Annotated in this window: 23 protein-coding genes and 3 pseudogenes; 10 read left to right on the top strand and 16 right to left on the bottom strand. The window is 70.4% G+C overall.

Features of this window, described 5'->3' with window-relative positions; genetic code table 11:
- Nucleotides 1–66 precede the first annotated feature (66 nt).
- Both ACIA8E_RS06050 and ACIA8E_RS06045 read right to left on the bottom strand, forming a co-directional pair.
- Nucleotides 67–1,248 carry an ROK family transcriptional regulator gene (locus ACIA8E_RS06050; RefSeq protein ID WP_326606640.1) on the bottom strand — a complete coding sequence of 394 codons (1,182 nt, stop codon included), beginning with the start codon at nt 1,246–1,248 and terminating at the stop codon, nt 67–69.
- A 395-nt stretch (nt 1,249–1,643) separates the two neighbouring features.
- Nucleotides 1,644–2,090 carry a MarR family winged helix-turn-helix transcriptional regulator gene (locus tag ACIA8E_RS06045; RefSeq protein ID WP_399295001.1) on the bottom strand — a complete coding sequence of 149 codons (447 nt, stop codon included), beginning with the start codon at nt 2,088–2,090 and terminating at the stop codon, nt 1,644–1,646.
- A 158-nt stretch (nt 2,091–2,248) separates the two neighbouring features.
- Here ACIA8E_RS06045 and ACIA8E_RS06040 point away from each other — a divergent pair, with 158 nt between their 5' ends.
- On the top strand, nt 2,249–3,733 hold the full coding sequence (locus ACIA8E_RS06040; RefSeq protein ID WP_399294999.1) for an MFS transporter: 1,485 nt from the start codon (nt 2,249–2,251) through the stop codon (nt 3,731–3,733).
- Nucleotides 3,734–3,867: 134 nt separating this feature from the next.
- On the opposite strand, the gene ACIA8E_RS06035 is transcribed toward ACIA8E_RS06040, so the two are convergent.
- Together ACIA8E_RS06035 and ACIA8E_RS06030 are read right to left on the bottom strand one after the other, a co-directional pair.
- Complete coding sequence (locus ACIA8E_RS06035; protein WP_399294997.1) at nt 3,868–4,545, bottom strand: GntR family transcriptional regulator; 678 nt, start codon at nt 4,543–4,545, stop codon at nt 3,868–3,870.
- Nucleotides 4,546–4,609: 64 nt separating this feature from the next.
- On the bottom strand, nt 4,610–5,566 hold the full coding sequence (locus tag ACIA8E_RS06030) for a beta-ketoacyl-ACP synthase III (protein ID WP_030971962.1): 957 nt from the start codon (nt 5,564–5,566) through the stop codon (nt 4,610–4,612).
- A gap of 213 nt (nt 5,567–5,779) precedes the next feature.
- Between ACIA8E_RS06030 and ACIA8E_RS06025 the strand changes: the two are divergent.
- The 3 genes and pseudogenes from ACIA8E_RS06025 to fdhD form a co-directional block, all read left to right on the top strand.
- A pseudogene (locus tag ACIA8E_RS06025) lies at nt 5,780–5,980 on the top strand (ketopantoate reductase family protein); the annotation flags it as partial.
- A pseudogene (locus tag ACIA8E_RS06020) lies at nt 5,981–6,166 on the top strand (Fe-S-binding domain-containing protein); the annotation flags it as partial.
- Nucleotides 6,167–6,171: 5 nt separating this feature from the next.
- Entirely contained in the window at nt 6,172–7,020 is an 849-nt protein-coding gene (gene fdhD, locus ACIA8E_RS06015; protein WP_399294995.1) for a formate dehydrogenase accessory sulfurtransferase FdhD, read from the top strand.
- Between the two features lie 162 nt (nt 7,021–7,182).
- Here the strand turns inward: fdhD and ACIA8E_RS06010 are convergent, their stop codons facing one another.
- Nucleotides 7,183–8,256, bottom strand: coding sequence for a bile acid:sodium symporter family protein (locus tag ACIA8E_RS06010; RefSeq protein ID WP_399294993.1), 1,074 nt, complete (start codon nt 8,254–8,256; stop codon nt 7,183–7,185).
- A 117-nt stretch (nt 8,257–8,373) separates the two neighbouring features.
- Here ACIA8E_RS06010 and ACIA8E_RS06005 point away from each other — a divergent pair, with 117 nt between their 5' ends.
- From ACIA8E_RS06005 to ACIA8E_RS05990, 4 genes are all read left to right on the top strand, one after another.
- A complete protein-coding gene (locus ACIA8E_RS06005; RefSeq protein ID WP_399294991.1) occupies nt 8,374–9,276 on the top strand; it encodes a LysR family transcriptional regulator in 903 nt (300 codons plus the stop codon).
- Nucleotides 9,277–9,504: 228 nt separating this feature from the next.
- Nucleotides 9,505–11,304, top strand: a complete 1,800-nt coding sequence (locus ACIA8E_RS06000; protein ID WP_399294989.1) for an AMP-dependent synthetase/ligase — start codon at nt 9,505–9,507, stop codon at nt 11,302–11,304.
- 108 nt (nt 11,305–11,412) lie between these two features.
- On the top strand, nt 11,413–12,249 hold the full coding sequence (locus ACIA8E_RS05995; RefSeq protein WP_030971951.1) for an aldo/keto reductase: 837 nt from the start codon (nt 11,413–11,415) through the stop codon (nt 12,247–12,249).
- 90 nt (nt 12,250–12,339) lie between these two features.
- Nucleotides 12,340–12,822, top strand: coding sequence for an RICIN domain-containing protein (locus ACIA8E_RS05990; RefSeq protein WP_399294987.1), 483 nt, complete (start codon nt 12,340–12,342; stop codon nt 12,820–12,822).
- A 191-nt stretch (nt 12,823–13,013) separates the two neighbouring features.
- On the opposite strand, the gene ACIA8E_RS05985 is transcribed toward ACIA8E_RS05990, so the two are convergent.
- The 3 genes from ACIA8E_RS05985 to ACIA8E_RS05975 all read right to left on the bottom strand — a co-directional run bounded on the left by ACIA8E_RS05985 (nt 13,014) and on the right by ACIA8E_RS05975 (nt 15,636).
- Nucleotides 13,014–13,919, bottom strand: a complete 906-nt coding sequence (locus ACIA8E_RS05985) for a class I SAM-dependent methyltransferase (protein ID WP_399294985.1) — start codon at nt 13,917–13,919, stop codon at nt 13,014–13,016.
- A 135-nt stretch (nt 13,920–14,054) separates the two neighbouring features.
- The gene (locus ACIA8E_RS05980; RefSeq protein WP_399294983.1) at nt 14,055–14,798 is read right to left on the bottom strand and encodes a class I SAM-dependent methyltransferase; all 744 of its coding nucleotides are present in this window, start codon (nt 14,796–14,798) and stop codon (nt 14,055–14,057) included.
- Between the two features lie 73 nt (nt 14,799–14,871).
- On the bottom strand, nt 14,872–15,636 hold the full coding sequence (locus tag ACIA8E_RS05975; protein ID WP_399294981.1) for a LysR family substrate-binding domain-containing protein: 765 nt from the start codon (nt 15,634–15,636) through the stop codon (nt 14,872–14,874).
- Between the two features lie 58 nt (nt 15,637–15,694).
- On the opposite strand from ACIA8E_RS05975, the gene ACIA8E_RS05970 reads away from it, so the two are divergent.
- Nucleotides 15,695–16,099, top strand: a complete 405-nt coding sequence (locus ACIA8E_RS05970) for a DUF5997 family protein (RefSeq protein WP_399294979.1) — start codon at nt 15,695–15,697, stop codon at nt 16,097–16,099.
- A 233-nt stretch (nt 16,100–16,332) separates the two neighbouring features.
- Here the strand turns inward: ACIA8E_RS05970 and ACIA8E_RS05965 are convergent, their stop codons facing one another.
- Nucleotides 16,333–16,638 (bottom strand): 4a-hydroxytetrahydrobiopterin dehydratase, encoded by a 306-nt coding sequence (locus tag ACIA8E_RS05965; protein ID WP_399294977.1) that lies wholly within the window; start codon nt 16,636–16,638, stop codon nt 16,333–16,335.
- Nucleotides 16,639–16,700: 62 nt separating this feature from the next.
- On the opposite strand from ACIA8E_RS05965, the gene ACIA8E_RS05960 reads away from it, so the two are divergent.
- Complete coding sequence (locus tag ACIA8E_RS05960; RefSeq protein ID WP_399294975.1) at nt 16,701–17,510, top strand: helix-turn-helix domain-containing protein; 810 nt, start codon at nt 16,701–16,703, stop codon at nt 17,508–17,510.
- A gap of 39 nt (nt 17,511–17,549) precedes the next feature.
- Here the strand turns inward: ACIA8E_RS05960 and ACIA8E_RS05955 are convergent, their stop codons facing one another.
- From ACIA8E_RS05955 to ACIA8E_RS05925, 7 genes and pseudogenes are all read right to left on the bottom strand, one after another.
- Entirely contained in the window at nt 17,550–18,293 is a 744-nt protein-coding gene (locus ACIA8E_RS05955) for a YoaK family protein (protein WP_399294973.1), read from the bottom strand.
- A gap of 133 nt (nt 18,294–18,426) precedes the next feature.
- Nucleotides 18,427–20,730, bottom strand: a complete 2,304-nt coding sequence (gene secD / locus ACIA8E_RS05950) for a protein translocase subunit SecD (RefSeq protein ID WP_399294971.1) — start codon at nt 20,728–20,730, stop codon at nt 18,427–18,429.
- 50 nt (nt 20,731–20,780) lie between these two features.
- Nucleotides 20,781–21,302, bottom strand: coding sequence for a hypothetical protein (locus ACIA8E_RS05945; protein ID WP_399294969.1), 522 nt, complete (start codon nt 21,300–21,302; stop codon nt 20,781–20,783).
- Between the two features lie 113 nt (nt 21,303–21,415).
- Nucleotides 21,416–22,240 (bottom strand): rod shape-determining protein MreC, encoded by an 825-nt coding sequence (locus tag ACIA8E_RS05940; RefSeq protein ID WP_399294967.1) that lies wholly within the window; start codon nt 22,238–22,240, stop codon nt 21,416–21,418.
- Between the two features lie 183 nt (nt 22,241–22,423).
- Complete coding sequence (gene ligA / locus ACIA8E_RS05935; protein ID WP_399294965.1) at nt 22,424–24,538, bottom strand: NAD-dependent DNA ligase LigA; 2,115 nt, start codon at nt 24,536–24,538, stop codon at nt 22,424–22,426.
- A gap of 104 nt (nt 24,539–24,642) precedes the next feature.
- Nucleotides 24,643–25,111: pseudogene (locus tag ACIA8E_RS05930) on the bottom strand (PP2C family protein-serine/threonine phosphatase); the annotation flags it as partial.
- Nucleotides 25,112–25,137: 26 nt separating this feature from the next.
- Nucleotides 25,138–25,773: an NADPH-dependent F420 reductase gene (locus tag ACIA8E_RS05925; protein WP_399294963.1), complete on the bottom strand. Its 636-nt coding sequence runs from the start codon at nt 25,771–25,773 to the stop codon at nt 25,138–25,140.
- Nucleotides 25,774–25,884 lie beyond the last annotated feature (111 nt).

The raw sequence follows: 25,884 nt of genomic DNA, 5'->3' as shown, positions 1-25,884 counted from the left end.
CTGTACCAGGTGCGGGGTGGTGCTCAGTTGCCGATGTATCGCTGGTGCCGTACTGCCGGCCGAGGATCAGGCCGGTGAGAACAGGTGGTCGCTGATGAGCCGGGCGGCGCCGATGACTCCGGCGGTCGGTCCCAACTCGCCCAGCACGATGGGAAGATTTCCGGTGGCCAGCGGCAGGGACTGCCGGTACACCTGGGTCCGGACGCTGGCGAGGAGCGTGTGGCCGAGGCCGGTCACGCCGCCCCCGATCACCACCAGTCCGGGGTTGAAGAAGCTGACGAGGCCGGCGATGACCTGGCCGACCCGGTTACCGCCCTCGCGGATCAGGTCGAGCGAGGTCGCGTCACCGGCGGCCGCCGCGGCGGCCACATCGGCGGCGGTGAGCCGGCCGGCCGCCTCCAGTCGGGCCGCGAGCTCCTGCGACTGGCCCGTGCGCGCCGCGTCCTCGGCGTCGCGGGCCAGCGCCGCGCCGCTGAAGTGGGCCTCCAGACAGCCCCGGTTGCCGCAGGCGCAGGCGCGCCCGTCGGGTTCGACCTGGATATGCCCGATGTCGCCCGCGCTGCCCGTCGTACCGCGGTAGACGTCGCCGCCGACGACGATGCCGCAGCCGATGCCGGTACCGATCTTGACGCAGAGGAAGTCGCCCACGGAGCGTGCGACGCCTGCATGCTGCTCCCCCATCGCCATCAGGTTCACATCGTTGTCGACCATGACGGGGCAGCCCAGTTCCTGGCTGAGCGCCTCGCGGACCGGGAAGCCGTCCCAGCCGGGCATGATCGGGGGTGCGACCGGTACGCCTTCGGGGAAGCGGACCGGTCCGGGTACGCCGATGCCCGCACCGTCGAAGCCTTCCGCGAGCCCGGAGGCCCGGAGCTTGGCCGCCATGGAAAGCACCTGCTCGAAGACGGCGACGGGTCCTTCGCGTACGTCCATGGGGTGGTTGAGGTGGCCCAGGACCTCCAGCTCCGCGTTGGTGACCGCCACATCGATCGATGTGGCGCCGATGTCGACGCCGAGGAAGCGCAGTGCGGGAGCGAGCCGGATGTTGTGCGAGCGACGCCCGCCGCGGGAGGCGGCGAGTCCGTCGGCCACGACAAGTCCGGTCTCCAGCAGCCGGTCCACCTCGACGGCGAGCTTGGAGCGGGAGAGATCGATCTGATCCCCCAGCTGTGCCCGTGAGTTGGGCCCGTCGTCGCGCAACAGCCGGAGCAGTCGCGCCTGATGCGCATTCGCGGGTCGTGCCGTCATACGTCTCACGCGCCCCTCCCCGCCACATCGGCTCATCCGTCGGGCTTTCGAGGGGAACGTAGCAGCGGTTGCCGGGAGTGGGAAGAAGTTGCGCAGGAATCCGCTACAACTTTCTCCACAGCGAGGACAAAGCCGTTCTTCGACGCAGTCGGTCCCTACTTCGGCGCGAGTACCTTCGGGGCGTGCACCTGGCGCGGTGCGGCGGGGAAGTCAGCGGTGCCGGAACGGGCCCTCCGGAGCCGCATACTCCGTGACCGCACATCGAATTGACCGCACATCGATGTCGCCGACTTCGTGACGGCTCCCTACCGGGCGAGCCGGGACGGCCTCACCGCCTCACGCCCGCGCTGCCGCCCACGTCGCCCTGAGCTCCCGGCCGGGGATGGCGACCGTGTTCAGTCGCGGGGCCAGGGGCGGCCGTCGAGGCGTTCGATGTCGCGGTTGAGGCGCCCGAGACAGTGCGCGAGCTGGGCTGCCTCCTCGGGTGTCCAGTCGGCCAGCACATGGGCCAGGCCGTTCACGTACTCGGCCCGGTCGCTGTCCAGACGACGCTTGCCTTCGGCGGTGATGGCGAACTTCCGGGCGATGCCCCCCTCGGGGTCGGGGATGCGCTCGACGACACCGGCTCGCACCATGGCGGCGGTCTGGCGGTTGAGGGTGGAGGTGTCCAGGCCGAAAGCGCCACTGAGCTGACTGATGGACAGCGGACCCTCGACCTGGATGCGGCTGAGGAGGATGTAGGCGCTGCGATCGAGTCGCCCACTGCCCCGGTAGGTGAGCAGATGCATGTACCGGCCGAGAAGCATGGTCTCGAACTCGATCTGGTCAAGGGGCATGTCCACGCAGGGTTTCCTTCGGCCGCGGGCGTGCCTCCCCTTGGGGAAGGTCACCTTCCAGTAGATATACCACGAATTGCATGCATGATGCATGTGAAGTGCATGGTGCACATCAAGTGTATGGTGCATATTGACTGCATGGTGCATCTCGCCATGGCCCCGAAATGCAAGAGGGAGTACCCGTGGACAGTCCCCCGCCCGCAGCACGCCCAGGCGGCGTTGTCGGCATCCTCGCCTTCGCGGGCATCGTGGCCGCGATCACGCAGACCCTGGTGGTGCCGCTGATCGCGGAACTGCCGAAGCTGCTCGACACCTCCGCGTCGAACGCCTCATGGGTGATCACCGCCACGCTGCTGGCCGCCGCCGTGGCGACGCCTGTCGCCGGGCGCCTCGGCGACATGTACGGCAAGCGGCGCATGCTGCTGACCTCCCTGATTCCGCTGGTCGCGGGCTCGGTGGTCTGCGCCCTGTCGTCCTCCGTCGTCCCGATGATCGCCGGTCGCGGTCTGCAGGGCCTGGGCATGGGCGTGGTACCCCTGGGCATCAGCCTCCTGCGCGACGTGGTGCCGGCCGAGAAGCTCGGCTCGTCCATCGCGATCATGAGTGCATCCATGGGGGTGGGCGGCGCGCTCGGCCTGCCCTTCGCCGCCGCGATCGCCGAGAACTCCAGTTGGCGGGTGCTGTTCTGGGTCGTCGCAGCCCTGGCCCTGGCCGTCGGCACGCTGATCTGGATCTTCGTGCCCGGGGGCCGCGAGAACAACGCCTCGGGCGGCTTCGACCTGCTCGGCGCCATCGGCCTGGGCAGCGCGCTGATCTGCCTGCTGCTCGCCGCCTCCAAGGGCGCCGACTGGGGCTGGGGAAGCGGCACCACACTCGGCCTGTTCGCCGCCGCCGTCATCGTGCTGCTGGTCTGGGGCTGGTGGGAGCTGCGCATCGGTGATCCGCTGGTCGACCTGCGGGTAACGGCCCGCCCCCAGGTACTGATGACCAACGCGGCCTCGATCCTGGTCGGGTTCGCGATGTACGCCCAGTCACTGGTCGTGCCCCAGCTGCTCCAGCTGCCCGAGGCCACCGGCTACGGCCTGGGCCAGTCGATGCTCGCCATGGGCCTGTGGATGGCACCGGCGGGCCTGATGATGATGATCATGTCGCCGATCGGCGCCAAGCTCTCTGCCGTGAAGGGCCCCAAGGTCACCCTGGCCGTGGGCAGCCTGATCATCGGCGTCGGCTACGGCATCTCTCTGCCGCTCATCAGCTCCGGCTCCACCTGGAGCCTGCTGGCCGTGACCATCGTCTGCAACACAGGCGTCGGCTTCGCCTACGGCGCGATGCCGGCCCTCATCATGGGTGCGGTTCCCCAGTCGGAGACCGCCTCCGCCAACAGTTTCAACACACTGATGCGTTCGATCGGCAGCTCGGTCTCGGCCGCCGTGATCGGTGTGGTCCTGGCCCAGCTGACCACCGACTTCGGTGGCTACGCGCTGCCTTCCGAGGACGGCTTCCGCATCGCCATGCTGATCGGGTGCGGCGTGGGTCTCGCGGCTGCGGTCGTTGCTTCCCTCATTCCTGTGAGGGCGGCGGCACAGCCGGGGTCCGCCGTTTCGCAGCACGCGGCCTCCGAGGTGACCGAGGCCGAAGTCAAGGCCTGACCGGCCGGCCACCACCCACAAGGTTGTCCTGTCCCGTCACGGGGCAGGACAACCTGCTTCTTGCGTGGGTGTCAGTCCTGAGGGCCCCTCGGTTCGGTCTGTGGTCTGTCCGACCCTGACCCGCCGGACAGGCCTCAGCCCTCTTCGCGCTGGTGGTACGTCTTGCGCGTGTGTTCCGTGTGCGTCCGCATGACCTCCGTGGCCCGCTGTTCGTCGCGCGAGGAGATCGCGGCAATCAGTGCGCGGTGCTCGATCCAGGACTGGGTGCCGCGCTGGCGGGCCACCGGGGTGTAGTACCAGCGGACCCGGCGGTCCACCTGCCCGGCGAGCTCGGCGAGGACGACATTGCCCGCCAGTTCCATGACCTTGGCGTGGAACGCGGCGTTGGTGGCAACGGCGAGATCCACATCGTCGTCGGCGACGGCCTGCTCACCCTTGGCGCAGAGCTCTTCGAGCGCGGCGATGCCGGCCGTCCCCGAATTGGCCGCGGCCAGCCGGGCGGCCTCGGCCTCCAGGAGCGTACGGACCGACAGCAGCTGGTCCGCTTCCTCCTCGGTGGGTTCATGGACGAACGCACCTTGCGCAGGCCGCAGATCGACCCAGCCCTCGGTGTTCAACCGCTGCAACGCCTCGCGCACCGGCTGCCGGGACACGCCGAGGTGTCCCGCGAGTTCGCTCTCGACCAGATGCTGGCCGGGGCGGAGCGCACGCGTGGTGATCAGTTCGAGCAGCGCCTCGTAGACACGCTCGCGCAACGGACCGGGCCGTTCCAGCTTCGGCACAGCCCCTTGCGGCAGTCCTGTGGACAACATCGCGGTCCCCCTCCGGGCGACGAGCAATTGCTTATCGTCTACAGTCTACCGAGCACAATGGGGTTCAGGGACAGCGGATCACCTGACCCGCGTACGAAAGATTTCCGCCGAACCCGAAAAGCAGCGCCGGGGCACCGCTCTCGACCTCACCCCGTTCGACCAGTTTCGACAGCGCCATGGGAATGGAAGCGGCGGACGTATTGCCCGAATCCACTACATCCCGGGCGATGACGGCGTTGACCGCACCGATCTTCCGGGCGACCGGTTCGATGATCCGCAAATTGGCCTGATGCAGTACCACCGCAGCGAGATCCTCGGGGGCGACCCCGGCCCTTTCGCACACCTTGCGCGCGATGGGCGGCAGCTGGGTGGTGGCCCAGCGGTAGACGGACTGCCCCTCCTGGGCAAAGCGCGGCGGCGTCCCCTCGATCCGCACCGCACGTCCCATCTCCGGCACCGAACCCCACAGCACGGGGCCGATTCCGGGCGCGGCGTCCGCATCGCCCCGCGGATCCGCGACCACGACCGCGGCGCCCGCGCCGTCGCCGAGCAGGACGCAGGTGGAGCGGTCGGTCCAGTCGGCGATGTCGGCCATCTTGTCGGCGCCGATCACCAGCGCACGGGTCGCGGCGCCCGCCCGGACGGCGTGATCCGCAGTGGCGAGGGCGTGGGTGAAGCCGGAGCAGACCACATTGATGTCCATCACGGCCGGCGAACCCATGCCGAGACGGGCGGCGACCCGCGCCGACATGCTCGGCGAACGGTCCATGGCGGTGGAGGTCGCGACGAGGACCAGATCGATGTCGGTGGGGAGCAGACCGGCCGCGGCGAGCGCCTTGGCCGCCGCGTGCGCGGCCATCTCGTCCACCGGCTCGTCAGGGCCTCCCACATGACGGGTCTTGATCCCGACGCGACTGGTGATCCACTCGTCGCTGGTGTCGACCATGGCCGCCAGGTCGTCGTTGGTGAGCACCTTGGCGGGCTGGTAGTGGCCGAGCGCCACGACACGTGAGCCGGTCATGTAGAGGTTCCCCTCGCTACGTATGGCAGGAACTATCCAGTCTTGGTGGCTACCGCCCGGTACGGGTGCACGTGATCCCACAGGATTACCGGCCGAGGCTTGGAGGCTTGACAACACCCTTGACCCGTCTGAACACATACTGTAGACAATATTCTGCTGACTTGACATAGTCTCCTGTTCCCTCGCTCGGTCCCTTACCGAACGGAGAGCCCCGTGAAAGTCGCAGTTGCCGGTGCCGGCGCCTGTCTCGGGGCCGCGCTCCACCGCGCCGGCGCCGAGGTCCATCTCGTCGCCTGCGGGCCGCATCTGGCCGCGATGCGGCGTGACGGCGTACGCGTCCTCGGCCCGCGCGGTGAATTCACCGCGCAACCGGCCGCCACTGACGACCCGTCGGAGGTCGGGCCCGTCGACCACGACGAGCCGTCCCGGACGGAAACCACCACCGTCCGCGCCCGCTGCGGCGTGGGATGCAACGTCACACTCCATGTGCAGGACAATGAGATCGTGAAGGTCACCTCACCGCACGACAACCCGGTGACCCACGGCAACCTCTGCATCAAGGGCCGTTTCGGCTTCCAACACGTACAGAATCGGGTCTAACCGCCATGGGACGGGTCACCGAGCGCCGCCGCACCATTCGTATTCGGGACGGGGTGGTCTCCGCCCGCCCCGACACACTTGTCGCCGAGGAGCCTCTGGAGATCCGGCTGAACGGCAGGCCGCTGGCGATCACGATGCGTACGCCGGGCGACGACTTCGCACTGGCCGCGGGCTTCCTCGTCAGCGAGGGCGTGATCGGTGACGGCTCCGAGGTGCAGTCGATCGTGTACTGCGCGGGGGCGACGGCCGACGGCGTGAACACGTACAACGTGGTGGATGTGAAGCTCGCGCCCGGCGTGCAGGTCCCCGACATCACGCTGGAGCGCAACGTCTACACGACGTCGTCCTGCGGACTGTGCGGCAAGGCGAGCCTCGACGCGGTCCGCACCACGACCCGGCACCCGATCGCCGACACTCCGCCGCTCCGGGTCGAACCCGCGCTGCTCTCGGCCCTCCCCGACCGGCTGCGCGAGTCGCAGCGGGTCTTCGACCGGACCGGGGGTCTGCACGCTGCGGCGCTGTTCTCCGAGACCGGTGAACTCCTCGACATCCGGGAGGACGTCGGCCGGCACAACGCCGTCGACAAACTCGTCGGCCGGGCCCTGACCGACCACCGGCTGCCGCTGTCCCGGGCGATTCTGCTGGTGTCGGGGCGGGCCTCCTTCGAGCTGGCCCAGAAGGCGGTGATGGCCGGGATCCCGATGCTCGCCGCGGTCTCGGCGCCGTCGTCGCTCGCCGTCGATCTGGCGGCCGAGACCGGACTGACCCTGGTCGGCTTTCTGCGGGGTCCATCCATGAACGTGTACGCGGGTGACCACCGCATCGCCCTCGAGGCGACGGTCGGCCAGGGCTGAGCCGCCCCGGCCCGCAACACGGGTCAGGGATCCGGCCGGCGGGGAGCGCCCCCTGCGCCGGCCGGTCCCGCCCCGTGAGTACGTCGCCGGCCCGTTCGGGGGCGGCAGAATGAGCCGTCGGGCCACGCCGCCGGTCTGCAACTCACGCCACGGGCGAGCCGGTCAGCCCACCGCGACCGGCTCCTCCGCCGCCGCACCACTCACCGGAGTCCCGGGCCGCTCCCGGTGCCCCTGCCGCGGATCCTGCCGGTCGAGCCGGTCGAGCGGGTCGCGCGAGCGACGCTTCGCGATCACCGCGCACACCATCAGCTGCATCTGGTGGAAGAGCATCAGCGGCAGCACGGCCAGGCTCGCGTGTGCCCCGAAGAGCACGCTCGCCATCGGCAGCCCCGAGGCCAGGCTCTTCTTCGAACCGGCGAACTGAATGGCGATCCGGTCGCCCCGGTCGAAGCCGAGCCGCTTCGCCCCGTACCAGGTCAGTGCGAGCATCAGCGCGAGCAGAACCGCTTCGGCGGCGAGCAGCGCACCGAGCCGGACCGGGGTGACCTGGTGCCAGATGCCGGCGACCATGCCCTCACTGAACGCGCTGTAGACGACCAGCAGGATCGAGCCCCGGTCGACGTAGCCGAGCACCTTCTTGTGGCGGGTGATGAACCCGCCGATCCAGCGGCGCAGCAACTGCCCGGCGACGAACGGCAGCAGCAGCTGGACCCCGATCTTCAGCAGTGCGTCCGCCGAGAATCCGCCACCGCTGTTGCCGAGCAGCCCGGCGGCGAGCAGCGGGGTGAGGAAGATCCCGGCGAGCGAGGAGAAGGAGCCGGCGCAGATCGCCGCCGGCACATTGCCGCGGGCGATCGAGGTGAACGCGATCGACGACTGGATGGTCGACGGGACGAGGCAGAGGAAGAGGAAGCCGCTGTAGAGCTGGGGCGTCAGGACGTACGGCACCAGGCCCTCGCCCGCCAGGCCCAGCAGCGGGAACGCGACGAACGTGCAGATCAGGACCGTGAGATGGAGCCGCCAGTGCTTGAGTCCGTCGAGCGCCTCGGCGGTCGAGAGGCGGGCGCCGTACAGGAAGAAGAGAAGGGCGACCGCTCCGGTCGACGCGCCGCCCGCCACATCCGCGGCGGCCCCGGATGCGGGCAACAGCGCCGCAACCGCGACGGTGCCGATCAGCGCCAGGATGTACGGGTCGATCGGCAACCAGGACGGCAGCTTCAGGGTGCGGCGGCTCATGTGCTCCACGTGTTCTCTCGTTCAGGTCGTGCCCTCCCCATCTTGCTCTTGATCACCGCAATCGGGAATCCCGCACACCGCTCTCACTGTCATCATGCTTCGCGATAACCTGACGCTATGTACGACCCTGCACAACTCCGTACCTTTCTCGCCGTCGCCCAGACACTGAGCTTCACCCAGGCCGCCCGTCGGCTCGGCGTGCGGCAGTCCACGGTGAGCCAGCATGTGCGGCGGCTCGAGGACGCGACGGGACGGCAGCTGTTCACCCGGGACACGCACCGGGTCGATCTCACCGGGGACGGTGAGGCGATGCTCGGCTTCGCCCGGACGATCCTGCAGGCCCATGAGCGGGCAGCGGCGTTCTTCACCGGGACGCGGCTTCGCGGCCGGCTGCGGTTCGGGGCCTCGGAGGACTTCGTGCTGACCCGGCTGCCGGAGATCCTGGAGTCGTTCCGCCGCGACCACCCGGAGGTCGAGCTGGAGCTGACCGTGGAGCTCTCCGGGACGCTGCACCGGCAGCTGGCGGCGGGCCGGCTCGATCTGGTCCTCGCCAAGCGGCGGACCGGTGACACGCACGGTGAGCTGGTCTGGCAGGACACGCTGACCTGGATCGGCGCACCGCATGTGCGGATCGATCCGGACCGTCCGGTGCCGCTGGTCCTCTTTCCACCGCCGGGCATCACCCGGGCCCGCGCCCTGGAGGTGCTGGAGGAGCACGGCCGGTCGTGGCGGGTCGCCTGTACGAGTACGAGCCTCAGCGGGCTGATCGCGGCGGCCCATGCCGGGCTGGGCGTGATGGCGCACACCCGCGGCCTCATCCCACCGGGACTGACCCCGGTGCCGGCCAGGGCGGGTCTGCCGGAGCTCGGCGATGTGGATTTCGTCCTGCTGCACGGCCGCCGCCGGGACGCGGCGCAGGAGGCAGCGGACGCGCTCGCGGCGGCGATCCTGGCAGGAGGCGACCGGCTGATCCGCACCGTCGGCGGCATCAACGCCATCGGCAGCCGCGAGGGCACGTGACCGAGGTGTACAGATCCGGTGGAGATTCCGGTGCAAGCTACTTACTCCTCCGTCAGATGTGCGCCCGAGCCCTGCCCATGTGGCCGGATATTTGTGGCTGACCTGTACAGATGCCACGCTTTCCAAAGCCTCCGGGCCCTCCCGCCGCGCCGCCCGATCAGGTAGCGTCACGGCGCTGTGCGGAGCGCCACAAGGAGCAGTTCATTGCGCGAGTTCACGGTCCCACCCATGGCGGCCGCGCCCCACGTCGGCGGTCTGGCTGATGTCGTCTTCGACTACCCGGAGGAGGACCCGCATCGGATTGCGCTCGGCCGGAAGGACGCGAGCGGACACTGGCGTGATATCACCGCCGCGACGTTCCGTGACGAGGTGCTGGCCCTCGCCAAGGGGCTGATCGCCCACGGCGTCCGGTTCGGCGACCGGGTCGCCCTGATGTCCCGTACCCGGTACGAGTGGACGCTCTTCGACTTCGCGCTGTGGACGGTCGGTTGCCAGTCCGTGCCGATCTACCCGACGTCCTCGGCCGAGCAGGTCTTCTGGATGCTGCACGACGCCGATGTGTCCGCCGTCGTGGTCGAGCACGAGGACCACGCGATGACGATCGCCTCGGTGATCGACCGGCTGCCCGGGCTGAGGCGGCTGTGGCAGCTGGACGCCGACGCGGTGACCGAGCTCGTCGACGCGGGCACCCATGTCGAGGACGAGGTGGTGCACCGGCACCGGCGGGCGGTGACGCCCGAGTCCGTGGCGACCATCATCTACACCTCCGGTACGACGGGCCGGCCCAAGGGCTGTGTGATCACCCACGCCAACTTCATGTTCGAGACGGACACCATGGCCTCCCGGTGGGAGTCGGTCTTCCACTCCAAGCCGGGCGACGAGGCCGCCACACTCCTCTTCCTGCCGCTGGCGCACGTCTTCGGCCGGATGGTGGAGGTCACGGCGATCCGCGGCCGGGTGAAACTGGGCCATCAGCCGGAGCTGTCGGCGAAGGCGCTGATGCCGGACCTGGTGACGTTCCGGCCGACGTTCATCCTGGCGGTGCCGTACATCTTCGAGAAGGTCTTCAACGGTGCCCGGCGCAAGGCCGAGTCGGAGGGCAAGCTCGGGCCGTTCGACAAGGCCTTCGACATCGCGGTGAGGTACGCGGAGGCGATGGAACACAAGGCGTTCGGAACCGGTCCGGGGCCGTCGCCGGGGCTGCGGATGCAGCACCAGTTCTTCGACAAGGTCGTGTACAAGAAGGTCCGCGACGCGATGGGCGGCCGGGTGCGGCACGCCATGTCGGGCGGCTCCGGGATGGAGCGGCAGCTCGGTCTGTTCTTCGAGGGCGCCGGCATCACGGTGTACGAGGGGTACGGACTGACCGAGTCGACTGCGGCCGCCACCGCGAATCCGCCGGAGCGCACCCGGTACGGCACGGTCGGGCAGCCGATCCCCGGCACCACCGTGCACATCGCCGACGACGGCGAGATATGGGTGTACGGCGGCAATGTCTTCGGCGGCTATCTGGGCGACCCGAAGGCCACCGACGCGGTGCTGCACGACGGCTGGCTGGCCACCGGCGACCTGGGTGCACTCGACGAGGACGGCTATCTGACCATCACCGGGAGGAAGAAGGAGATCCTGGTGACGTCGGGCGGCAAGAGTGTGTCGCCGGCCGGTCTGGAGGAGCGGGTGCGGGCGCATCCGCTGGTCGCGCAGTGCATCGTGGTAGGCAACGACAGACCGTACATCGCGGCGCTGGTGACCGTGGACCAGGAGTCCGTGGACCACTGGCTCTCCATGCAGGGGCGGCCGCCGATGAGGGCGGCGGACCTGGTGCGCGACCCTGATCTGGAGATGGAGGTCCGGCGGGCGGTGGTGGCCGCCAACACGGCGGTGTCGCAGGCCGAGTCGATCCGTACGTTCCGGATACTGGCGCATCAGTTCACCGAGGAGCACGGTCTGCTGACCCCGTCCCTGAAGCTGAAACGGAAGGCGATCGAGACGGCGTACGCCGCCGAGGTGGACGCGCTGTACCGGTGAGGCGTGCCCGGGGGCGCCGACCTGAAATACCTCTCGCCGGGAATGCATCAGGGCCCTTGATCGTTGCCCCAATGAATACTGAACCGACGACGTAAGGATCGACCGCTCGTGAGCCAGGTCCCCTCCATCACCCTCAACAATGGCGTCGAGATGCCGCAGCTCGGTTTCGGTGTCTGGCAGGTGCCGGACACCGAGGCGACGAAGGCGGTCAGGACAGCTATCGAGTCCGGGTACCGGAGCATCGACACCGCCGCGATCTACGAGAACGAGCAGGGCACGGGCAAGGCCATCGCCGACTCCGGTGTCGCCCGAGAAGAGCTGTTCGTCACCACGAAGCTGTGGAACAGCCAGCAGGGCTACGACACCACCCTGCGGGCGTTCGACGCCTCGCTCGACAAGCTGGGTCTCGACTATGTCGACCTGTACCTGATCCACTGGCCGGTGCCGGCCAAGGACGCGTACATCGACACGTACAAGGCCTTCGAGAAGATCTACGCCGACGGCCGCGCCAAGGCCATCGGTGTCTCGAACTTCCTGCCCGAGCACCTGGAGCGCCTGCTCGGTGAGACCTCCGTGGTCCCCGTGATCAACCAGATCGAGCTGCACCCGCAGCTCCAGCAGGCCGAGTCCCGCGCCTTCCACGCCAAGCACGACATCGCGACCGAGGCCTGGTCGCCGCTGGGTCAGGGCAAGGGCCTCCTGGAGGTCCCGACGGTCGTCGCGATCGCCCAGAAGCACGGTCGCACGCCCGCACAGGTGGTGCTCCGCTGGCACATCCAGACGGGCAACGTGGTGATCCCGAAGTCCGTGACGCCGTCGCGGATCGCGGAGAACCTCGATGTGTTCGGCTTCGAGCTGGACGCCGACGACCTCGCCGCGTTCGCCGCGCTGGACGAGGGCAAGCGTCTCGGCCCGAACCCGGGTGAGTTCAACCTCGGCGCCTGAGCCCTGCCGCTCCACGATCGAACCACGCGGAACCGCCGCCCGGCCTCGCGCCGGGCGGCGTCCGCATGCCCGAACCTGGAGGACCGCGCCATGAGCGGGGAGACCGCGCCCGTCGTCGGACCGGGCCTGTACCGGCTGCGCAATGTGGGCAGTGGGCTGCTGCTGGAGGTGTACGGCTCCGCCAAGGGCAGCGGCGCCAATGTGCAGCAGGGCAGCGAGAAGCGGGACGGGGCGGGCGCCCAGCACTGGCAGCTCTCACCGGTGCACGACGGCGCCGCCCTCTACCATCTGACCAACGCGCACAGTGGCAAACGGCTGGACGTCGCCAACGCCTCCACGGAGAACGGCGCCAACGTCCAGCAGTGGAAGGCCAACAACTACGGCGCCCAGGAATGGCTGGTCGAACAGCACCTGGATGCGCCGGGCACCGTGACCCTGGTCAGCTTCATCAGCGGACTCGCCCTCGAAGTGGCCGATGGCAGCACGGCGGACGGCGCCAACGTCCAGCAGTGGGAGGACACCGACTCCCCCGGCCAGTGGTGGCAGTTGGAACCGGTGCCCCAGGGGCGCTGACGGCTGTCCCGGGATCCCTGGTGGATCAGCGCGCGGCGTCGGATGCGGTGCATCGCAAGGCGAGGGATGTCCGCATACTGGGCGTATTCGGGCGTTCCGACAACGGAGGGGGTACCCCCGTGCCGTTGAGGCTACGGGGGAGAGGTGCCGCAGCTGTCGTCGTGCGCCCGCCAGGGACGACGGAACAGCCCTCAGGCGCGCCTGGCCAGGTGGACCGTGCGTGCCGTGAGCAGGAATACGTCCGGGCGGTGACGCAGCCCGGCCGGGTCGTCGGGGTCCAGCAGCCGGTCGAGTACGGCGAGGTCGTCGGCGGTGAGCGCGTCGGAGAACATGTCGCGCCGCCGGGCGAATTCGGCGATGACATGGTCGCGGGCCCGGTCGGAGAGCGGTGCGGGCAGGTCGAGCAGGAAGCTGCGGGTGCCCTGCGGGGCCAGCCCCACCGCGGTGAACAGGGCGCTCCAGTCCTCGGTCTCCCGCTTGGCGTCCGGAAGGGACGCCCGCATCTCCTCGAACCAATCAGCGGTCACCGCGTCGAGCCTCGCCTCCAGACCTGGCCGGCCGAACCCGATGTCGCGCGGCAGCTGACGGGGCGGCAGCCCGCCCTCGAGGAGGGCGATCGTGCCACCGGGGCGCAGCAGCCCGGCGAAACCGGCGAGGACGGCGCGCTGGTCACCCATGTGGTGCAGCGCGTTGCCCGCCCAGATCAGGTCCGCGTCCCCCAGCTTCGCCAGTTCGTCCGGGAGCTCCGCGTGCAGCGTACGGACCCGGTCACCGGGCCCGAGCCGTACGGCACGGGCCCGGGCGCGCTCCAGCAGCGCCGGGGTGCCGTCCACGGCGACGACTTCGGCTTCCGGGAACGCCTCGGCGAGCAGACACGCGATCACGCCGGGGCCGCTGCCGATGTCGAGGACCCGGCGTACCCGCGGGGCGGTGGGAAGACCGGCGATCCAGCGGGCGGCCTCCCGGTACTGCGGGCTGCTGAGCTCGGCGTTCCGCTCCAGGAGCGGGCCCATGACGTCCCAGTCGAAGTCGGTGGTGTCGTGGTGAGGGCCGTGCGCGGTGTCGTGGTGAGGGCCGTGATCGGCGTGCTTCGTCATGCGGACAAGACTCGCCCCACGTCAGGTGTCCGGCATAGCCTTGTTGCCGATTCGGCAAGCCGCCCCACCTGTCTCAACGGCGGACGCGCCACTCGTGCGCCATGTACGCACCATCCGTGCGCCGCGGTCCCGCTGTCAGTCCCGGCGGCGGAACACCAGCAACCGGTACTCCGGGTCGCGGCGCGGCCGGTCCGGGTCGGGCAGGGCCAGCAGCGCCGCCGCGAGCCGGTCGGCCGCCACCCCCGGCAGCTCCAGACGCGAGACGAAGTCGCCCCTGCGTACACTTCGCGCCGCCGCCTGCGGTGTCCGCCCCTGTCCATGGCCGAGGAAGCGGGCCTCCCCCACCACGTCGAGCCCGGCTTCCGCCCCGTACGCGACGACCAGTTCCTCGCTGTCCGACGGCTTCGGCCTCAGATAGGGGGCGAACGCCTCGTCGATGTCGCTGCCCACGTCGTGCGCCGCGTCCTTGTCGACCGTGGTGACGAACACCCCGCCGGGCCGCAGTACCCGGGCCGCCTCGGACACCACCGCCCGCACCTCCCCGGCTTCCCGCAGCAGATGCAGCAGCCAGATCGCACCGACCGCGTCCACCGTCGCGGCGCCCAGCGGCAGCCGCCGCGCGTCGCCGAGCGCCACCGCGCCGATCCGCTGCCGGGCGAGCCGCGCCATTCCGTACGAGGCATCGGTGCCCAACACCTTCAGTCCGGGCCGGGCCACCGCGAGCCGCTGGGTGACCAGCCCCGTACCGCAGCCGATGTCCAGCAGCGTGCGCGCGGACTCCGGGACCAGGCCCAGCACCGCGCGGGCTGCGGACTCGGCCCTGGGCACGCCACCGCGGGTCGCGTCGTAGACCGCTGCCTCGGTGTTGTAGTCGAGCATGCGGACGACTGTAGGACACCGGCGGGTCCCCGGGCGGGCGCTGCCACAAGACTGCGGATGAGCGAAGCCGGGGCTACGACCGACGGCGCGGCTTGCCGCGCTTGCCGCCCTTCGGGCCGCCGGAACCGCCCCGTGGGCTCTTGCCGGCCGACTTGCCGCCCGCGGGCTTCCGCCGTGCGTCGCCCGCGTCGGGGCGCTTGCGCTGCTTCGGCTGGGGCGGGGTGGCGGTGCGGCCCCGGGAGCTGTTCACGGTCCGCCCCCGGACGATCCCGATGAAGTCCTCCACCATGGCGGTGGTTGCGTCCTCCGGCCACGCCAGTGCGACGCGCGACTCGGGAGCGCCGGTGACCGGCCGGTACGTGAGGTCCTTGCGGTGGTGCAGGCGGGCCAGCGACTGCGGGACGACCAGCAGTCCCACCCCTGCCGCCACCAGTTCGATGGCGTCCGCCGTCGTGGCGGGGCGCTCGTTCGCGGGCCGTCCCGGCGGACGTTCCCAGTCGAAGGTGTCGTCGAGGGGATGCAGCACGATCTCGTCGGCCAGATCCTCGGCGGACACCTCGTCGACCGCTGCCGCGATGTGGTCCTTCGGGATCACGACCACCGTCGTCTCGGTGTACAGGGGGATCGCGCTGAGGTCCGTACGGTCGATCGGAAGCCGCACGAATCCCGCGTCGGCGCCGCCGCCCCGCAACACGTCGGATGCCTCCGCGGCGGTCACCGCGACGAGAGTCAGTGGGATCTCGGGAAGCCGCTCGTTCCAGATACGCACCCACTTGGTCGGCGTCACGCCTGGTACATACGCAAGCCGGAAAGAAGGGGGGATCTCGGAGCCTGTCACCCCGCCAGGTTACCGGTCGTGGTCGGAGGTATCGCACACGCTCGCTACTCTTGACACCATGACGTCGCACCAGACCACCCAGACCATGAAGCCCGCGACCGCGGCGAAGAAACTGGGTGTGTACCTCGAGGCCACCCCCGCCGAGTTCCAGGAGGGTGTCGTCTCGCGCAGCGAGCTCAACGCGCTGCAGGCCGATCCGCCCGAGTGGCTGCAGGAACTGCGGCGCAACGGCCCCCACCCCCGTCCGGTGGTGGCGGCGAAGCTCGGCATCTCCATCTCGGGTCTCGCGCGTGGCAGCATCACGGACGCCCTCACCACCGAACAGATCGAGGCGCTGAAGAAGGAGCTTCCCGAGTGGCTCCAGAAGGAACGCGCCACCCAGGCCGAGGTCCGGAAGGAAGCGGTCCGCATCAAGGAGAAGAACGCGGAGAAGCAGGCGGAGCGGGACGACCAGACCCGCTGACCTCTCTCCCCCGAGCTCGACGGCGGTGGGCGCGGCCGGCGCCTCGGTGAGCGCGCACACCCGGGAGGCGCACGCGGAGGCTGTGGAGCGCAGCGACACCCGTACGCGCCGGCTCGCCGCGCACCCCCGGTTCGGCGCGGCGCCCTGACGAGCGCGGCGCCCTGGTTCAGCCGCCGTGACATCGCGCCCTGCACGGCGCCCCCCGTTCCGTCACTGGCGTCACTCGCGTTTCGTCAGTGCGCGCCGTGCACCGCAGCGACCGCCTCCACCCGCGCCGCCAGCGTCAGGTCCTTCTCGGTGACCGCACCGCCCGCATCGTGCGTGTGCACCGCCAGGGCAACAGTGTTGTAGCCGAGCGTCAGATCGGAGTGATGGTTCAGCTCGTCCTGGATCTGAGCGACATGGACGGCCAGTGCGGCGGCGGCGAAGTGCGAGGCGAGCCGGTAGGTGCGGGTGATCCGGTCACCCTCCAGCGCCCATCCGGGCAGCTCGCTCAGCCGGTCCTCGATCTCTTTCTGCGACAGCGGTTCGGTGGGCACGGGGCGGCTCCCTCACGAGGTCGGTTGCTGAAGGGCGGTGGCGGTGACGTTACGGTCTCCGTATGACAACTGTCGCGCTAGACACGGGGGTAGGGCCACTGCTGCGCAGCTGGCGTCAGCAGCGCCGGATCAGCCAGCTGGAGCTGGCCCTGCGCGCCGACTCCTCGGCCCGACACATCTCGTTCATCGAGACGGGCCGTTCGCGCCCCAGCCAGGAGATGATCCTGCGGCTGGCCGATCATCTCGACATCCCGGTCAGGGAGCGCAACGCCCTGCTGGTGGTGGCCGGTTACGCGCCCCGCTACGCGGAGACCGCGCTCGACGACCCGGCGATGGGCGCGCTGCGCGACGGCATGGAGCAGCTGTTGCAGGGGTACGACCCGTATCCCGCGCTCGTCGTCGACGGCACCTACACCGTGGTGGCGGCCAATCGAGGCATCGCGATGCTGCTGGAAGGCGTCGCGGAGCATCTGCTCGCCCCGCCGCTGAACGCCATGCGGCTCACCCTTCATCCGCAGGGTCTTGCTCCGCGCATCCGTAACCTGCGGGCGTGGCGGGCCGATCTGCTGGCCCAGATGGAGCGTCAGATCGCGCTGGCCCGTTCGGCGGAGCTGCGTGAACTGTACGAGGAGGTCGCCGCCTATCCGGTGTCCGACAGCGCCGACGGTCAGGACGAGCCGGCGGGACCGCCGTCGGCGCTGTCGTTCGCGCTGCCGCTGGTGATCGAGTACCACGGGCGGGTGCTGTCGTTCGTCTCCTCCATCGCGACGTTCAACACGCCCATGGATGTCACGGTGGCCGAGTTGGCGATCGAGACGTTCCTGCCCGCCGATCAGGAGACCGCCTCGTATCTGCGGTCGCTCGCCTCCTGACGTCCGGCGTCACGCGCGTCCCCGGCCGGGTGCGGGGTGTCACTTCTTCGCGAGGGGGCGGGTCCACGGGGCGTCGGTGCGTGCCAGGACGGTCGCGGCCGCGCTCGCCGCGGCCAGGATGACCGCGGCGAGCAGCACGGGCAGCGTCGGGTGTCCGTTCAGGACGGCGAGGGCTCCGACGACGGCGCCGAGCAGCATGGCGCAGGCCGAGACCACCCGCCGGCCGGCCTTGTTGCCGGCTCCTCCGGTGAGATGGCTGTCGGCGGCGATGCCGGTGATGGTGAGGGTCAGCACGGTGGTGGTGAGGTCGGGGACCGCGAGAGCGCGGGAGACGGTGTTCTGCACGCCGAGGCCGAGGGCGAGCAGCACGATGAGGGTGAAGCGGACCCCTCCCACGAACGGAGTGCCGGACACCATCGCGACGATCACGGCGGCCGCGACGCACACGGTCTCGGCGAGGAGCGCGTACTGGAGCATTCTGCCCCGGTGCCCGTGGGTGCGGTGCACGAGCAGGCCGCCGAGCAGCGCCCCGGTGGCGAAGGCGGCGAGCGCGACGAGCGACGCGGCGAGCGAGAAGCCGGCAGCCCCGGCGAACGCGAAGCCGGAGAAGACGACGTTGCCGGTCATGTTCGCGACGAAGACTCTGCCCAGCTGCAGATAGCTGACGGCGTCGACCAGGCCGGTGACGACGGTCAGGGCGAGCATCAGGGGCGGCAGCGGCCCGTGCCGGTCGGTCATGTCAGGCACGAGGGTGGCCCAGGCGTCACGCAGCAGGACGGGCATGGGCACGCTCCAATCACCGGGACGGAATCAGGATTGTGCCGTGATCGGGGTGCGGAACTCAGGACCGCCGCAGCGTGTGCCGCCCCCCGCACCGGTGGTCGGGGGCGGCACACGTTGTGGGAACGCGAAGCGCTTATACGCGCGCCCGGTTGTCGAGCGGGTCCCGGCGTTTCGCTCCCGCGCCGGATGTGCGTCCGGAGGCGCGCTCGGGGGCGGGCGGCGGGGCCTTGGCTCTCTTCTCCAGGGTGAGCGCGACCGGTACGGCGGTCAGGACGGAGGAGTACGTGCCGACGCAGATGCCGATGAGCAGGGCGAGCGCGAAGTCCTCGAGGGAGTCGCCGCCGAGCACGGCGAGGGCGGCCAGGATGAAGAGGGCGCCCATGCCGGTGTTGACGGTTCTGGGCACGGTCTGCAGGACGGAGCGGTTGGCGATGGTCGTGACGGCTTCGCGGCGTGCCTTCGCCCACAGCTCGCGGACCCGGTCGAAGACGACCACCGAGTCGTTGACGGAGTAACCGATGACGGTGAGGAGCGCGGCCAGGAAGATGCCGTCGACGGTGCGGCCGAGCCAGGCGAACGCGCCGACCAGCAGGATGACGTCGTGGACGAGCGCGGCGACCGATGCCAGGGCGAACGTCGAGCGGAACCGGACCGCCAGATAGGCGAGTTGCACGAGGACGGCGACGGCGAGCGCGATCAGCGCGTTGCGCCGCAATTCGTCGCCGAGGCTGGGGCCGATGAGTTCGTCGCGGACCTTGGTGGTGTGGCCGCCCTCCTCGGCGAGGGCAGCACGCAGGGCATGCTCCTCGTGGTTGTCGAGGTCTCCCGTGCGTACGGAGAGGTCGCCGGCGCCCGCCGTGGTGACCTCTGCATCGCCGAATCCCGCTCCGGCCAGCACGGTGCGGGCGGTCTCCACGTCGACGGGCCGGCTCGTGGAGTACTCGACGAGCCGGCCGCCGGTGAACTCCACTCCCAGGTTGACACCTCGTACGACGATGCCGAGGACCGCGACGGCGATCAGTGCCGTGGAGATCAGCAGCCAGCGGAGGGGGGACCGGAACAGCTGCGGGTCACGTCGGGCCAGCCAGGTCCGTACGCGTCCCGGGCGTGCGATGCCGTTGACGCCCCGGTAGTCGCCGACGAACCGCGAGCGGGACGCGATCTCGGTGAGGGCGCGCGCGATGACGAGCGCCGAGAACATCGACGCGAGAACACCGATGGCGAGCGTGACCCCGAAGCCCTTGACCGGGCCCGAGCCGAGGAAGAAGAGCAGACCGGCCGCGATCAGTGTGGTCACGTTGGAGTCGGCGACCGCGCTCCAGGCGTTACGGAACCCGGCGGTCATGGCGGAGCGCAGGGAGCGGCCGGACCGTTCCGCGTACTCCTCCCTGGCGCGTTCGAAGACCAGCACGTTCGCGTCGACCGCCATCCCGATGGCGAGGACGAATCCGGCAAGACCGGGGAGGGTGAGGGTGACGCCGAGGGCTACCAGCGCGGCGTACGAGATAACTCCGTACGCGGCCAGGGCCACCGCGGCGAGGGCGCCGAAGAGCCGGTAGACGAACGTGATGAAGAGGGCGGTGGCGGCGGCGCCGATGAGGGCGGCCCGGGCGCCGGCGTCGATGGCGGCGGCGCCGAGCGTCGGGCCGACGGTCCGCTGTTCGACGATCTCGACGGGGAGGGGCAGCGCGCCGCCCTTGATGAGCAGCGCGAGATCGCGGGCCTCGTCGGCGCCGAACGAGCCGGTGATCTGCGTGGAGCCGGACGGAAGGCCCACGTTGCAGCCGACGGACGGGGCGACCTGGGGAGAGGAGATGATCCGGTCGTCGAGGACGATGGCGACCCGCCGCCGTTCGTCCTGAGCGGGATGGCAGGCGGCTTCGCCGGTCAGCCGGGTCCAGTCCCGGCCCGCGCCCTTGTGGAAGTCGAGGGCGACGGTCCAGCCGGCGCCCTGTTGGGCGTCGAAGGAGGCCCCGGCGTCCTTGACGCCCGCCCCGGTGAGCCGGGCCGGGCCGAGGGCGAGAGGGCGGCCGTCCTCGTCGGGCAGCGTCAGCCCCGCGGTCTTGCCCATCTCCTGTTCCGCGCCCGGGCCCCGGACGGCGTGAAAGCTGAGCTGGGCGGTCCTGCCGATGACTTCGGCGGCCTTGCGCGGGTCCTGGACGTCGGGCAGTTCGACGATGATCCGGTCCTCCCCGGACCGGGTCAGGGTCGGTTCGGAGACGCCGAGCGAGTCGATGCGCCGGCGCAGCACCTCAAGGGTCCGGTCGGTGCTCTCCCGGTCCGCCTTCAAGGTGGCGGAGTCCTTGGCCTGGAGCACCATCCTGGTGCCGCCCTGAAGATCGAGGCCGAGTCTGGGTGACATGGTCAGCGTGATGAGCACGGAGACGAGCAGCACGGCCGCAGCCAGAACCGCTCGCACCGTGGTGGCGCGAGTCATGGAAATCCTCCGAGGGACGCCGGCGCCCTCACCTCGGCGAGGACGTGCCGTCAGATCTGTCGAGCAGAACGGTGGCCGAGGGGACGGACCGTCCTCGGAGGGCCGCGTACGCCGGGGAGCGCCACGTGGAAGCGGTCGGCCGCGAAGGAGGGGGCGTCCGGGGCCTGTTGCCGAGCGGGAAGCGGTACCTGGATGCCGAGCGGCCCCGGGAACAGGGCGCCACCGGGGCCGGGCGGCGGGAGCTGGTGCTGAATGCGGATGTGGTCGGTGGCGACCCAGGGTCGGGGAACGGCCGGGAGATCTGTGCGGTCGTGGCCGGTCGCCGTGGCCGTGCGGGTCCGCCGGGTGTCGTGCGGGGGGCCGGTGCGGGCGGTCAGGTCGATGCGCCGGGCGGGCGTCCGGGCGGCGGGCGGGTGCGCGGCGGCGTACTCAGGACCGGACAGGGAGCGTGACGGGGTTACGCCTCCGGCAGACGCAGGACCGGACAGGGAGCGTGACGGGGTTACGCCTCCGGCGGCCGCGACGGCTGCGGACGCGCCGCCGACGACGGTGAACACGACGAGGAGGAGCACGACCAGGGCCTGACGCGTCGCCGTCGCGCGCCCTCGGAACGCCGTGTGGCGGGCCGGGCTGTTCGGTCGCCGTCTCGGGAGTGTGTAGCCCGGGGGCGGCCCCGGGAAGGTGGTCACCTCACCGGACCGGGCAGGGCGGGTGCCGCGCCGGCCTTGCGGAGCGCGGAGCCGAGGATCAGTCCCGCGCCGCGGACCACCGTGGTGGCCGGGTCGTCGGCGAGCCGCACCGGAACCCCGAGGCGGACCGCGATCCGGTTGGTGATGTCGGGGCGCAGCGCACCGCCTCCGGCGAGCAACGGCCGCTTGCGCAGGGCTCCGAGGACCACACCGTGCCGGTCCTGCCGCCACATCTCCATGATCATGTCCAGTGCGGTGCGGACGACGGCGGAGGGCGGCTCGGCGGGTCCGAGGTCACTGAGCCCGGTCTCGGCCTGGCGGGCGTCACGGACCGTTCCGTCGACCAGGAGGGTGACTTCGGTCAGCTCGGCACCGATGTCGACGACGAGCAGCGGGCCGCCGTCCTGCGGTCCGGCATATGCGGCGGCGGCTCTGGCGCTGTCCAGCACGATGATGCTCGTCGGCCCGAGTGCGGCGAGCAGCTCCCGCACCTCGGCCCGGTGTTCGGGCCCGGCGAGTACCGGGTGGCTGAGGACGATCAGGGTCTCGCTCCGGTCGGCGCCCAGAGCCGTGTCGGCGATGCGGCTGAGCATCCGGCCGCAGGCCTCGGGGTCGACTACGCGCCCGCGCCGGACCGGACGGCCGTGACCGGACCCGCCCTCGGGATCGCCGGTGGACTCGGCGTCGGTGACGATGCCGAGTCCGGGAATCCAGGCGCGGGTGCCGGAACTGCCGAGGTCGAGGGCGAGTCCGCGGGTGACACCGCGGTATCCGTTGCGGAGACAGCGGCCGTGGAGCCGTCCGTCGTGCGGAGAAGGCATCGTCCCTCATCCCCCGGCTTGCCGCAGCAGCCGTTCACACACGCGTCGACCCGCCGATAGCGAGGCACGACCGAGCTCCCACTATGCAATAAGAAGGCAAAGAAAGCCACTCACAGGCAAAATCCAAGGGCTCGCGCGCTCGTCCGTCCACCCTCACGGACGGGCGCCCGAGTGTTCCGCCCGTCATACCTCCGACGGCAGGAACTCGGCGATCAGCTCGGCGAACTCGTCCGGTGCGGCGATCCGTACGCCGAGATCCTCCGCCTTGGTGCGCTTGGACCCGGCCTTCTCCCCGGCGACCAGCAGCGTGGTGCGCTTGGAGACGCTGGACGAAGACTTACCGCCGGCCCGCTCGATCAGCTCGTTCATCTGGTTCCGCGAGAGCTTCTCCAGCGCCCCGGTCATGGCTCCGGTGACCACCACCGTCATCCCGTCCAGTGGCCGTTCGGCCGCCGCCTCGCCGTTCGCGGGGGCAGCGGCCCCGTCCACGCTCTCCTCGCCGGGCTCCGGCGGCGGCGTCGCACCGGGCTCAGCCATGTTGACCCGGGCGGCGACCAGCTTCTCGATCAGCGGGGCGAGTTCCACCAGCTCCGCGACGACGGCCGCGGCCTTCTCCTTGCCGATGCCGTCCACCTGCTGGAGCGCATCGGCATCGGCGGCCCGGATCCGGTCCATGGTCGCGAAGTAGCGGGCGATCCGCCGCGACATGGAGCGCCCGGTACCCCGCACCCCCAGTGCGCAGAAGACCCGGGAGAGCGGCCGGCTGCGCGCCGTCTCGATGGCGGCCAGCAGATTGTCGGTGCTGGTCTCGCCCATCCGCTCCAGGCCGAGCAGCTGCTCGCGTTCGAGCGTGAAGAGATCGGCGAAGTCGGCGACCAGGCCGGCATCGACGAGCTGGACGACGCGGGTCGCCCCGAGCCCTTCGATGTCGAGCTGGTCGCGTCCCGCCGCGTACGAGATGGAGGCGACCAGTCGGCAGTCCCGGCCGCGGACACAGCGCCAGCGCTGCTCACCGGTGTCGATCTCGGAGCCGCACTGCGGGCAGGTCTCCGGGAAGACGATCGGCTTCTCGTCGCCGGTCCGCAGATGGGCGACGGGTGCTTCGATGCGGGGAATGATGTCGCCCGCCTTGTAGACCATCACCCGGTCGCCCAGGCGAAGATCCCGGCGGGTGATGTCGGCCGGGTTGTGCAGCGTGGCGTAGCTGACGGTCGATCCGTCGATCTCGACCGGCTCCAGCACGGCGCGCGGCGCGATGATGCCGGTCCTGCCGACGTTCCACTCGACAGCGAGGAGCCGGGTGACCTTCTCGACGGCGGGGAGCTTGTACGCGATGGCCCAGCGCGGAGCCCGGGTCCCCGAACCGGCTTCGCGCTGGTCGGCCGCGAGATCCGCCTTGATCACGATGCCGTCGATGCCGAACGGCAACGAGGCGCGCAGCGCGGCGACTTCCTCGACCCGGGCCTGCACCTCTTCGGCGGTGGTGACGGTGCGTGGCGCCACGTCCGTGTCCGCCGCGGTGTGCACGCCGAGACCGGCGACGTACTCCAGGACCTCGCTGTGCGGGAGTTCGGCCAGGGTGCCGGTCAGCTCGCCGGAATCGGGCAGCGGCAGGGCACCGTACGCGAAGAACGTCATCTCGACCGTGTAGGGGCGGTCCTTGGCGCGGAGGGTTCCCGCCGCGCCGTTCCTCGGGTTGGCGAAGGGGGTGCCGCCGTGTTCGGTGCGCACGGTGTTGGCCTGTTCGAACTGCTCGTTCGTCATCAGGATCTCGCCGCGCATCTCGATCGTCACCGGCTCGCCGAGCTGTTCCGGAAGCCCGACGACGGTGCCGATCGCATGCGACACGTCCTCTCCCGCGGTGCCGTCGCCCCGGGTGATCAGACGCTCCAGCCGGCCCTGCCGGTAGCGGGCGGCGACCGCGAGCCCGTCGAGCTTCGGCTCCACGGACCAGGCGGCCACCGGTCTGCCGATCCGGCGCTCCAGCGACGCCGTCCAGGTGACGAACTGCTCGGCGGAGAACACGTTGTCCAGGGAGAGCATCGGCACCGTGTGCGGCACGTCCCCGCCCGCGGCGCCGCCGGCGACCTTGCCGGTCGGCGAGGCGGTCAGCACGTCCTGCGGATGCGCCTCCTCGTACGCGGCGATCCCGCGCACCAGCCGGTCGTACGCGTCGTCGTCGAGCGTGCTCTCGCCCGTGGCGTAGTACGCGGCGGCGGCCACCGAGGCTTCTTCGACCGCGGCGGCGTAGGCGGCGGCATCGGCGAGCACAACAGCTGAGTTCGTCATGGCCCCCATCCTGCCGCCCACCACTGACAACGCGTCTGTCGACCTTGATCAACAAATCGGCCCCTGGACAGGGATTGCCCCGGTCGTCGGTATCCGCTGCGCAGCGGGTCGGGTCATAGGCGCACGATGACCAGGGCTGTGTCGTCGGTGGCGCCGCCTGGCGGGTGCAGGTCGACCAGCAGGGCGTCGGCGAGGGTTTCGGGGTCGGCTGTCCGGTGGCGGACCAGGGAGTCGGCGAGCCGCGCGAGGCCGGTGTCGATGTCCTCTCGGCGGCGTTCGATCAGGCCGTCCGTGTACAGCACGAGGACGGAGCCCCGGGTGAAAGGCGTGGTGGCCTGGGGCCAGGGGCGTGTTCGGGTCGGGCGCCGAGTGGGGGTCGGTGGCTTGGTCCAGGAACACAACGGTGCCGTCCATCAGGAGGGCCGGCGGCGGGTGACCGGCGCAGCTGTAGGTGATGGTGTGGGTGTCCCAGTCGACGAACGTCTTGGCCACTGTGGTGTTTTCGGCGCCGTCGACCGAGCGGGCGTACAGCCCGAGGACTTCCAGGGCCTGGGCGGGGTCGTCGACGACGCGGGAGGCGGCGCCGTACTGCGTTGCCAAACGCTCAGTCAGTGCTGTGTGCGTGCGGCCATGGCCGCACGCAGGGCGTCCGCGTCGAGAACCGGGCCCCAGGCATCCATCGGATCGATGCTTCGACCGTCGACCAGTGATCCGGCGTCGACAACGTCGAAGCCAATCTGGTCGATGAATTCGGTGACGGCTCGCTTCGCTTGGTCGTCGTCGCCGGCGATCGGTATGGCGCGTCGGCGAGGTGTTCCTGACGGGCGGGCGTGCTTGATGATATGGGTGGCGATGATGGCGTTGAAGGCCTTGACGACGCGTGTGGTGGTGAGGTGTGCGGCGAGGATTTCGCTTGCCGCGGTATCTCCGTTGTCGATGGCCGGAACCTGTCCATCACGTGGAGCGAAGTAGTTGTTCGCGTCGATGACGATCTTGCCGGCCAGGGGTTGCACCGGTATCTGCAGCACATTGCGGAACGGGATCGCCACAACGGCCAGGTCGCCGGCCGCACCGGCTTGCTCGGGGGTTGCAGCACGTGCCCTCGGGCCGAGCGCGTCGATCAACCGGGTGAGGGTGTGTGGGCCTCGGGAGTTACTCATCACGACGTCGTGGCCGGAGGCGATCGCCTGTCGGGCAAGGACCTGTCCGATGTTGCCGCTGCCGATGAAGCCGATGACGGCCATGTTGTCTTCCTTCGTAGGTGCACTGCAGTGGGTTGCCCGGGCGGGCCCGGGATGGCCGCCTGCTTCGGTCGGCATGGCCGAAGCAGGCGGCGCGGTCCGAGCGCGTCGGCC

Origin of the sequence: Streptomyces sp. NPDC051664, from assembly GCF_044453545.1 — a bacterium.
Lineage (GTDB): Bacteria > Actinomycetota > Actinomycetes > Streptomycetales > Streptomycetaceae > Streptomyces.
This window is presented reverse-complemented; position numbering and strand designations above follow the sequence as displayed.